Annotated in this window: 9 protein-coding genes and 1 tRNA gene; 3 read left to right on the forward strand and 7 right to left on the reverse strand. The window is 62.3% G+C overall.

Annotated elements, in window-relative coordinates:
• The first annotated feature begins 112 nt into the window (after nucleotides 1-112).
• Nucleotides 113-700 carry a TetR/AcrR family transcriptional regulator gene (locus PXK07_RS17360; protein WP_274849609.1) on the forward strand — a complete coding sequence of 196 codons (588 nt, stop codon included), beginning with the start codon at nucleotides 113-115 and terminating at the stop codon, nucleotides 698-700.
• Between the two features lie 20 nt (nucleotides 701-720).
• Here PXK07_RS17360 and PXK07_RS17365 read toward each other — a convergent pair whose 3' ends face one another.
• The 5 genes from PXK07_RS17365 to PXK07_RS17385 all read right to left on the reverse strand — a co-directional run bounded on the left by PXK07_RS17365 (nucleotide 721) and on the right by PXK07_RS17385 (nucleotide 5,030).
• Nucleotides 721-1,890 carry a YbfB/YjiJ family MFS transporter gene (locus tag PXK07_RS17365; protein ID WP_274849610.1) on the reverse strand — a complete coding sequence of 390 codons (1,170 nt, stop codon included), beginning with the start codon at nucleotides 1,888-1,890 and terminating at the stop codon, nucleotides 721-723.
• A gap of 257 nt (nucleotides 1,891-2,147) precedes the next feature.
• Nucleotides 2,148-2,681 (reverse strand): transcription termination/antitermination protein NusG, encoded by a 534-nt coding sequence (nusG, locus tag PXK07_RS17370; protein ID WP_274849611.1) that lies wholly within the window; start codon nucleotides 2,679-2,681, stop codon nucleotides 2,148-2,150.
• A 212-nt stretch (nucleotides 2,682-2,893) separates the two neighbouring features.
• Nucleotides 2,894-3,091 carry a preprotein translocase subunit SecE gene (gene secE, locus PXK07_RS17375; protein ID WP_274849612.1) on the reverse strand — a complete coding sequence of 66 codons (198 nt, stop codon included), beginning with the start codon at nucleotides 3,089-3,091 and terminating at the stop codon, nucleotides 2,894-2,896.
• A 78-nt stretch (nucleotides 3,092-3,169) separates the two neighbouring features.
• Nucleotides 3,170-3,964, reverse strand: coding sequence for a hypothetical protein (locus PXK07_RS17380; protein WP_274849613.1), 795 nt, complete (start codon nucleotides 3,962-3,964; stop codon nucleotides 3,170-3,172).
• Nucleotides 3,948-5,030, reverse strand: a complete 1,083-nt coding sequence (locus PXK07_RS17385; protein ID WP_274849614.1) for a GSCFA domain-containing protein — start codon at nucleotides 5,028-5,030, stop codon at nucleotides 3,948-3,950. Before PXK07_RS17385 ends, PXK07_RS17380 begins: the two co-directional genes overlap by 17 nt.
• 237 nt (nucleotides 5,031-5,267) lie before the next feature.
• Here PXK07_RS17385 and PXK07_RS17390 point away from each other — a divergent pair, with 237 nt between their 5' ends.
• The gene (locus PXK07_RS17390; protein WP_274849615.1) at nucleotides 5,268-7,457 is read left to right on the forward strand and encodes an O-linked N-acetylglucosamine transferase, SPINDLY family protein; all 2,190 of its coding nucleotides are present in this window, start codon (nucleotides 5,268-5,270) and stop codon (nucleotides 7,455-7,457) included.
• Nucleotides 7,458-7,589: 132 nt separating this feature from the next.
• Here the strand turns inward: PXK07_RS17390 and PXK07_RS17395 are convergent.
• Nucleotides 7,590-7,665: transfer RNA gene (locus tag PXK07_RS17395), tRNA-Trp, on the reverse strand.
• Between the two features lie 142 nt (nucleotides 7,666-7,807).
• Between PXK07_RS17395 and PXK07_RS17400 the strand changes: the two genes are divergently transcribed.
• Nucleotides 7,808-8,509, forward strand: a complete 702-nt coding sequence (locus tag PXK07_RS17400; protein WP_274849616.1) for a lysophospholipid acyltransferase family protein — start codon at nucleotides 7,808-7,810, stop codon at nucleotides 8,507-8,509.
• A 331-nt stretch (nucleotides 8,510-8,840) separates the two neighbouring features.
• On the opposite strand, the gene PXK07_RS17405 is transcribed toward PXK07_RS17400, so the two are convergent.
• The coding region (locus PXK07_RS17405) for an EF-Tu C-terminal domain-related protein (protein ID WP_446728399.1) at nucleotides 8,841-8,987 on the reverse strand (147 nt) is incomplete at its 5' end.

Here is an 8,987-nt window from a genome sequence, read left to right on the forward strand (position 1 = left end):
CTGGTGTGTGTAGGGCAAACATAGGTAACTTGAGCGATCGCTCAAGGTGGCACTTGAGCAATCACTCAAATGTGAGATTGGCCTCGCCTGTCCAGACGGGTATCATCCGGCCATGAGCATGAATCACGACAAGGACGCGGCGCTGAACAACGCCATGCGACAGTTCTGGGCGCATGGGTTTGCCTCGACCTCCCTGAAAGACCTGGAACGCGTCACCGGGATGCATCCCGGATCGCTTTATGCGGCTTTTGGCAGCAAGGCGAAGCTCTTTGCCCTGAGCATGCAGCGCTACAGCGACTGGCTGAACGCCGAACGCGCGCGCGTGATGGAACAGGCATCGTCCCACCTGGACGGGCTGGCGGCCTTCATCGAACAGGTGCATCCGCTGTCCAATGCCCAGGCGCCGATCCGAACCTGCTTCATGGTCAAGACCGCGCTCGAGCTTGGCGCGGAAGACAGCGAAATCCGCAGCCAGATGATCAAGCTGCTGGAGGCCAACGACAGGGTGTTCGAGGCTGCCTTTCAATCGGCCATCGAAGCGGGTGAATTGCCGAAAGGCGCGGACCCAGCAAAACTGACACGCCACTTGAACAGCGGCCTGGCCGGCATTTGCTTTTGCGCGATGCGGGCCGAAGCCTCCGAGACAATCGCCGAGCTGGTATCCGAGCTTGCGGCCAAAGTCCGATCCGGCGCGATCTGACCGGTCAGGGCACGGCCAGGCTACAGCGGTCTTTGCATCAGGGCGAAGACCGCCCCCCCCAGCAACAGACCGGCCGCAGCCAGAAGGCTGATGCCGATATTGTCGAACACATCTCCAACCAAACCGGCGCCATAGGGGCCGAGGGTCTGGGCCACGGCGAAAACGACTGTAAACAGGCTGATCGCGCGACCCCAGCTTTCTGGAGGCAGGTTCTGTCGGGAAAAATTGGTGACCGCACCGGGGGCCATGAAGACCGACAGGCCGAATACCACCGCCGAGATCAGCAGCGCCGACCCGCTGGGAAGAACGACAGGCAAGGCTGATCCGATGGCGATGCCGGACAGGATCAACGCCAGCGGCAATCCCGAGCGGAAGCGTGCCAGAACAGGACGCCAAACGATCGGCGAGACACAGATGCACAGGCCAAGGATGACCCAGACCAGCGCGATGAAGCCAGCACCTGCCGCCTGCCCCGTCATCCACTCGGACAAAAAGGTGAGATAGACAATGTAGCCCAGCCCGAACCCTGCGTAGCCGGCCAATTCCGGAAGCATACTGCGCACCGGCAAAGGGGTGGCCTTGGTCTGTGATTGGGCGGCGGGGCGCAGCTGCAAGGCGGCCCAAAGCCCAAGCGGCAAGAACGACAGGCTGACCGCACCGATCACAATCCACCCCATCGGCCAGGACCCGGGGCCAAACGCGTCAAGCATCAGCGGCAACGAGGCCCCGGCCAGCACGATGCCCAGCCCCCCACCCGAGCCGAACAGGATTGCAATGGCCAGCGCATTGCGGCGAGGGTCGCCCTGAAACAGCCCGGCAGCCAGGGCGCCTGCGGTTGAAAACGACATCGCGCCAAAGATGCCCGCCAGAATGCGCCAGAGCGTCTGCCACCACAGCGCCGCGTTGAGCCCGGTGGCCAGAAGCGCCAGCGTGGTCGTGATCAGACCAAAGGCAAACAGGCGAGACGGCGAGACCTGCCGGATCAGGAACATCGTCAGGACCGCCCCGGCGATATAGCCAAGCGCGTTCGCGGTGTTCAACCAGCCGGCTTGCGCATAATTCCACCCCAGCTCGGACTTCATCGCGGGCAGGAGCAGACCATAGGCAAACCGGGCAAATCCGTTTGTCACTGTGACGCCGAGCGCCAGACCGGCCAGAACCAACCAAGGGCGAGTGGGGGCGGAACTCATTGAAGAGTGATCCGGCACTGTAGGCGAACGGGACATGAGGATCTTGCCTTGTTAGACGTGCCCCAAGTGGAACGCCAATAGGTGCAAACTGCCAATGATGTGTCGTCTGGACAAGCCTCTTTGCGCGAAACGCAGTCAAAGGTCGGGACAAGCCAGACGTCAGCATAGCTCCGCAAAGCTGCAATCGACGCAAGACAAAGAGAAACGCCGCGCTGCACGAAGCAACACGGCGCCCTCAATTTCAATTGCGAGGGTGATCAGCCCTGCTTGGTGACCTGGGTGAAGTCCAGCTCGACCGGGGTTTCGCGGCCGAAGATCGACACGGTGACCTTGAGCTTCTGGTTCTCGTCGTCCACGCCTTCGACCATGCCGTCGAAATCCTCGAAGGGGCCGTCGTTGACCTTGACCTTCTCGCCGACCTCAAATGAGATGAGCGTGCGCGGCGCTTCGACGCCCTCTTCGACGCGGCCCAGGATGCCCTTTACCTCGGCATCGCGCATCGGCATCGGGCGGCCCTGCGGACCCAGGAAGCCGGTGACGCGGTTGATCGAGTTGATCAGGTGATAGCCCTGGTCGGACATTTCCATATGCACCAGCACGTAGCCGGGCATGAAGCGGCGCTCGGTGGTGACCTTCTTGCCGCGGCGGACCTCGATCACCTCTTCGGTGGGGACCAGAACTTCGTCGATCTCGTCCTCAAGGCCGTGTTCGGCAACCGAGGTGCGGATCTGCTCTGCGATTTTCTTTTCGAAGTTCGAAAGAACGCTGACCGAATACCACCGTTTCGCCATGAGCCTGATCGTCCTTGTTTTGCCGGGCGCTATGCGCCGCCTTCATCATAATTCCGTTTCGGCCAGGGGCCGTGGCCCTAACAAAAATCGGCGCGCAACACGATTCGCCGCACGCCCATGTCAGAGTTATCGGCTGAACTACCCTCAGGCGGAAGCGAGATCAAGAGGCAGCGCAGCTTTTGGCGCACCGCAAGCCGCCGCCCCCGATGGGATCAGCCGAACATCCCCAAGAGCCCGGTCAGGCCAAAGCGGATCAGCAGGTCCACCAGGGCAAAGAAGGCCGCAGTCAGCGCTGCCATGATAAAGACCATCACCGTGGTCAGCAGGACCTCGCGACGGGTCGGCCAGACGACCTTGCTGACCTCAGCGCGGACTTGCTGGATGAACTGAACTGGATTTGTCATGGCCATGTGGCGGGATCTCTCTGCTGGCAGGTTCGCCGGGATTTAGCCGCTGCGCGCAGCAAATTCAAGCCCCGCCGCGCCGGTTTAGGCCTCGGTCGGGGTATCGGCCGGGGTATCGGCGCGGGGCTGGCTGCCGACGGCTTCACTCTCCAGCTGCAAAAACAGCTGCTCCAGTATCAGCGCGCCATAGGCGCCATTCTTGTGCACCGGATCGCGCATCTCTACGGCGCGCTCTGATGCGTAGTCGATCTTGGTCAGGCAACCGCGCGTCACGGTTTGCTCGGGCTGGGCAATCAGCGTCACCCCGTCGCGGCCCATGCGCTGCGCCACCCCGTTCCACAGATCCGCGCGCGCGCTGGCGCTGGCCTCTTGGTTGATCGTCCTGGCGATCGTCTTTTCGTCCATGATCTGGTCGTTCATGAAAGACGCCGGTGAGAAGAACACCCGCGACTTGCCGGTGGCGGCAAAGGCACGGGCCGCGCGATAGGCCCGGCAGCCGGTCAGCCAGCGATCCAGCACCGCATCGCGCACCGCCTGGCTGAGGTATCCCGCCTCATCCCGGGCTCGCCACAGCATCGGCACGATATAGCTATGAGAGCGCAACCGGCTGCCGACAAACAGGAAAGCGTCAAAATCCCCGGCACCAAGACTGTCGCGCCCGCTGGCACTGATCATCTGCACCTGGGCACGGGCCTCTTCGGTCATGGGCTTCAGACGACCGCCCCGCAAATGGATCCCGCGAAAATCGGGGCCGCTTGCGCCCCAGAACTCGAGCCGGTCGGCGGGAATGTCCACATGCCCGTCATCGACGGCCCGTTTGACACAGGCGATATGGCTGTCGCCAAAGACGCAGATCGAGGGGTTATCTTGCAAAGGCATCAAGCATTTCCTCTTCGCATTTCACGGCCCGCGCGCTGCGCTCCTCGGCGGGCGGGGGCTTGATGCCTTGCCGCGCGGGTTGCGGAAAATGTGCCTGCTGCGCGGCAAAGAAGCTTTCCATCACATGGTCCACCCCCTTGGCCACAACGCTGCGCTGATTGCTGGCATAGAACATGCCGCGAAAGGCGGGATGGGTGATGATCTCGTAGGACGGGAAGTAATCGACGCCGTCGCGATCCGCCGCCAGATCGCCCGCGACCGCCCGCAGCACGGATTTTGAATAGGAGGTGGCGGTCAGCACATGCTGCCCCGAGGCTGTCGCCGTGAGCGGCACGGGAGAGACCGTGAGCAGCACCTTGAGGCCGGGATTCGCCGCACGCAGAAGATCCAATGCCACCGTCATGTCACGATGGATCTCCGGATACCGCTGATTGCAGAATTGATGCCGGTCCGGATCGAAGACGCCGCCAGCCGTGCCTGGACACAGGGCATATTCGGCCCCTGTCTGCAGGTTGCGCCAACTTTCGGTCAGCCCCATGGTGAAAACGAACACATCCGCACGGCGCACCGCACGGCGCAGGGCGGCCAGCGTCGCTGCCCTGGCCGAGAACAGCTCATCGCGCGACAGGAACCCGCCCGGTTCGATCACCGGCCGCAGGGGATCCTGGAAGCGGCCTTCTGTTTCCCAGACCTCTGTCCAGGCGGCATCTTCTGGATCCGCTTCGCCCAGCGCAAGCTCCAGCCACTGGCGCAGCATCCGCGCGGTGTAGATGTTTCCCGTCCGGGTGGAAAAGATACCGTAGTTGAAACTGCGCGCCTGCTCCTCGGTCAGCAGATCCGGCGCCGGTTCTGCATCCAGCCAATTGTATCCGCGCGCGCGCAGGGCCCGGCTGAAGTGCTGCGCAAAGCAGGATCCCGCGGTGACAACCCTGTGCTTGGGAAGAATCGCAAACTCAGGCACCCACAGTCCGGAGATCTCCAACGGGTTATGGGCGGCCACCGCCGTGCGCCAAAAGGCCGTATCCGGCAGGCCGGAATAGGGATTTGTGTCAGTCGAGTCGTTCATCGGATGCCGGTCCCCTTGGGGTTTCCAGACCAGCCTATGAGCTGCACCAACCAAGTTCAATCGGCTCTGGGAAAGCCCCTATGACGCGGGGCATGGCTGCGGCTGCAATCCCACAAAACCAACGCAAATTGGGATCAATCGATTTTTAATTCTCTTACGCCATTGTGATGCCAACGGCCCGGTAAGCCACCAGAAGGTGCAGCGGTCGACCATAGCGTGCAAATGAGACAGGACTCCATGACCATCGCAACCTCTTTGAACAAAGCTCAGCGCCTGGAACGCAACGCGAAACTGGATGACGCGGCGCTCGTCTATAGTGACATTCTGAGCAAGTACCCAAAGAACACCCGTGCCCGAAAGGCGCTAGATTCCCTGCAGCAGCGGATGCAAAGCGAACAAAATCCCCCGACGGAGGTCCAGAAGAAGCTTGCCGCAAGTTTTGCCGCTGGACAGTATCAGGCAACCGCCTCTTCCTGCGCCTCCCTTCTCAACACCTACCGGCGGTCGCATTTCCTTTGGGACACGCTTGGCCAGTGCCACCTGAAAGCCGGAAACCTGGATGAAGCCGCGACCTGTCTCAACAAGGCCTGCGAGCTCAACCCGCGCGCGCCCGGCACCTATGCCGCGATGGCCGAGGTCTGCAACCGGATGGGCCGCACCAGCGATGCAATCGCGCTCTATCGAAAATCCCTGTCCCTGGATGGCAACCATCTTGTGTCGCTCAACAACCTGGCCAATATCCTGTCGGACCAGGATCAGATGGCCGAAGCCGTAGACCTGTTGGAGCGTGCATCGAAACTCTGCCCTGACAATCCGAAACTGATCTATAATTTCGCCAATACCCTGCGGCGCATGGGCAAGCTGGCAGAGGCGAAACAGCTGTACGAAAAGGCCTCTGAACTGTCTCCCGATCTTACCGAGGCCCGCTTCAACCTTGGCCAGATCGAGCTGGCTTCCGGCAATCAGGAAGATGCGATTCGCAATTTCGAAGCGGTTCTGGACGCCAATCCCGGCGATGACCGCGCCCGTGCCCAGAAACTGCACATGAAGGCGCAGATCAATGATTGGGACTGGGTCGATGAGTACGGCGATCATCGACGCAATATGGGCCTGCAAGGGGTATCCTGCTCTCCCTTCATCATGATGACCCTGGAGGACAACCCGGATCTGCTGCGGCTTCGCACGCAGGCCTATGCCAACGAAAAACTACCAAGCCCGGCCCACTCAACAGCGGCACGCCCAGCCCAACGCCCGCAAAAACTGCGTATCGGTTACTTGTCCGCCGACTTTCAGGATCACGCGACCATGCACCTGATGGGCGGCCTCTTTGCCAAACACGACAGCAACCGCTTCGAGATCACAGCCTATTCCTATGGCACGGCCCCCTCAGACGAGGCGCGCAGCCGCGTTGCCCGCAATGTAGCGCGTTTTCGCGATGTGGCCGGAATGCCGGACCGGCAACTGATCGAAACAGTGCAAGCCGATGGTCTGGATATCGCCATCGACCTGAAGGGCTATACCGGTGAGACACGGTGTGAGCTTTTCGCCGAGCGCCTGGCGCCGCTGCATGTCTCCTACCTGGGCTATCCCGGCACCATGGGAAGCACGGCCTTCGACTACCTGATCGGTGATCCCGTCACCTGCCCGCTGGGCAGCGAACGCTTCTTCGAAGAGCACCTGATCCGCATGCCGCACAGCTACCAGGTCAATGACCGGGAGCGCATCATTTCCGGGCAGCAGTTCACCCGGCGGGACTGCGGGCTCCCGGATGACGGCGTGGTCTTCTGCTGCTTCAACAACAGCTACAAGATCACCCCACGTGAATACGACATCTGGATGCGGCTTCTGAACCAAACACCGGGCAGCACCCTGTGGCTGCTGGATACAGGTGCCTTGTCGCGGGACAACCTGCGCCGCGAAGCCAAGGCGCGCGGCATTGATCCGGATCGGCTTGTCTTCGCTCCGCGTATCGCGCAGGCAGAGCACCTGGCCCGGCACCGCGTTGCAGACCTGTTCCTCGACACATTCACGATGAATGCCCATACCACGGCCAGCGACGCGCTTTGGGCCGGTCTTCCGGTGCTGACCATGCCCGGCCGCCAATTCGCCTCCCGGGTTGGCGCCAGCCTTGTCAGCGCGGTGGGACTGCCCGAGATGATCGTCAAGACTGAAGCGGAGTATGAAGAAAAGGCCCTGACCCTGGCGCACGACCTGGAGGCCCTGGCCGCTTTGCGTGGCAAGCTGATGCGGACCCGCCTGTCGTCGCCCCTGTTCGACACCGAAGGGTTTGCGCGTGATCTCGAACAGGGGTTCGACATGATCTTTGACCGCTACCTGAAGGGTCTGCCCCCGGCCCATGTGGACGTTCCCGCGTTCAAGACGCGAAGCACATCGCCAGGCGGTGAAAAAGTCAGCGCCGCCGCGTGAACCAGATCCAAAGCTGCCCCCGATCGCTTGCGGCGATTGCGGGGCAGCTTTGGCTACACGCAATATCGCACACGCTACTCGCGGCACGGATCACTCTGACCGGTAGCTTGCACCTGCGTGGATGTTGGGAAATGGCAGGGGCAGCAGGGTTCGAACCCGCGACCTACGGTTTTGGAGACCGTCGCTCTACCAACTGAGCTATACCCCTACGGTGCGGCAGTTCCTAAGCCACTGCCGCGCAGGAGGCAAGAGGGAAATGGCGCGAAATCCCGGCAATCGTGTAGCGGCCCGTCGCCGGGCTGGCAGACATCCGATTGCTGGATTATGACGGGGGTGAAAGGACCCCCGCCGTGAGCCTCAGAAAACGTATTGCAGACAGCCCGCGCTTCAACCGCAGCATCGAAGCCCTGTTCGCCAGCTATGTGCGATTCGCCTATCGAACCTCGCGCTGGCAGCGCTCCGGTTTCGAAGAAATGGACGCCTGCGTGGCGCGCGGCGAGCCGGTGATCTTTGTCCTCTGGCATCAACGGCTGATCATGGCCCCCTACCTGTTCGACACCTCTTTGGGGCGGATCTGCGCGCTGACCTCGGCCGCGCGCGCCGGGCGGCTAGCCGGGCAGATCCTGGTCCGCCTCGGCTTTGAAACCATCCCCATGTCCAGCCACAAGCGCCATGTCGCCCTGTCGCGCGAGGTTCTGCGCCGCACCAAGGAGGGTTGTTCGATCGGGATTGCCGCAGATGGGCCGCGCGGCCCGGCCCGGATTTCGTCCGGCGTGCCGATCACCTGGGCACGCATGACCGACTGCCGGGTCTTCACCGTCGCCTTTGCCGAGCGAAGGGTGCTGAAACTGCCGACCTGGGATCGGCAGATGCTGCCACTGCCGTTTTCCCGCGGTGTTCTGATCTGCCAGGAGTGGCAGGAGGTGGTGCCAAAGAAACCGACCGACGATGAGGCCGAGAGCCTGCGCCAAAGCCTCGAGGCGAGCCTCGATGAGATCACCGACAGGGCAGATCGCGCGGTCGGCCGGGAGCTGGACCCGATCAAGCGCTAAGCCGATTGCTGACGGCTCCGATCAGCGACCCCATTCCAACTCCACACGCAGACCAACGCCCGGACGCCCCGCGTTCAGGCCGCGCCCGACCAGGCCGGAGGGCGGGCGCGCTTTGCGCACCCGAGGCTCCCGCCTCCTGCGGCCTCAAAAGCTCCACCGGAGCTTTTGCAAGACGGCCTTCGGCCCCTGGTCGGAGCCTGCCCTGATCCGCCGGTGCCGCATAGAAAAAGGGCGCCGCAAGGGCGCCCTTTCTATTTGGTACCGAGTTGCTCTCGGGACATCCGCGCCGAAGCGCGGATACCCTGTCGCAACCATCACAGCATCGCTGTGATTACTCGATGATCTTCGACACAACGCCGGCGCCGACGGTGCGGCCGCCTTCGCGGATGGCGAAGCGCAGGCCGTCTTCCATCGCGATCGGTGCGATCAGCTCAACCGAGAACTTCAGGTTGTCGCCCGGCATCACCATCTCGGTGCC

The sequence above is a fragment of the Phaeobacter sp. QD34_24 genome, from assembly GCF_028890115.1.
GTDB lineage: Bacteria > Pseudomonadota > Alphaproteobacteria > Rhodobacterales > Rhodobacteraceae > Phycobacter.

Coding starts and splice junctions, on each gene's coding strand:
- PXK07_RS17360 (WP_274849609.1), top strand. CDS start 113: ATGAGCATGAATCACGACAAGGACGCGGCGCTGAACAACGCCATGCGA.
- PXK07_RS17380 (WP_274849613.1), bottom strand. CDS start 3,964: ATGCCTTTGCAAGATAACCCCTCGATCTGCGTCTTTGGCGACAGCCAT.
- secE (WP_274849612.1), bottom strand. CDS start 3,091: ATGGCCATGACAAATCCAGTTCAGTTCATCCAGCAAGTCCGCGCTGAG.
- PXK07_RS17390 (WP_274849615.1), top strand. CDS start 5,268: ATGACCATCGCAACCTCTTTGAACAAAGCTCAGCGCCTGGAACGCAAC.
- nusG (WP_274849611.1), bottom strand. CDS start 2,681: ATGGCGAAACGGTGGTATTCGGTCAGCGTTCTTTCGAACTTCGAAAAG.
- PXK07_RS17385 (WP_274849614.1), bottom strand. CDS start 5,030: ATGAACGACTCGACTGACACAAATCCCTATTCCGGCCTGCCGGATACG.
- PXK07_RS17365 (WP_274849610.1), bottom strand. CDS start 1,890: ATGAGTTCCGCCCCCACTCGCCCTTGGTTGGTTCTGGCCGGTCTGGCG.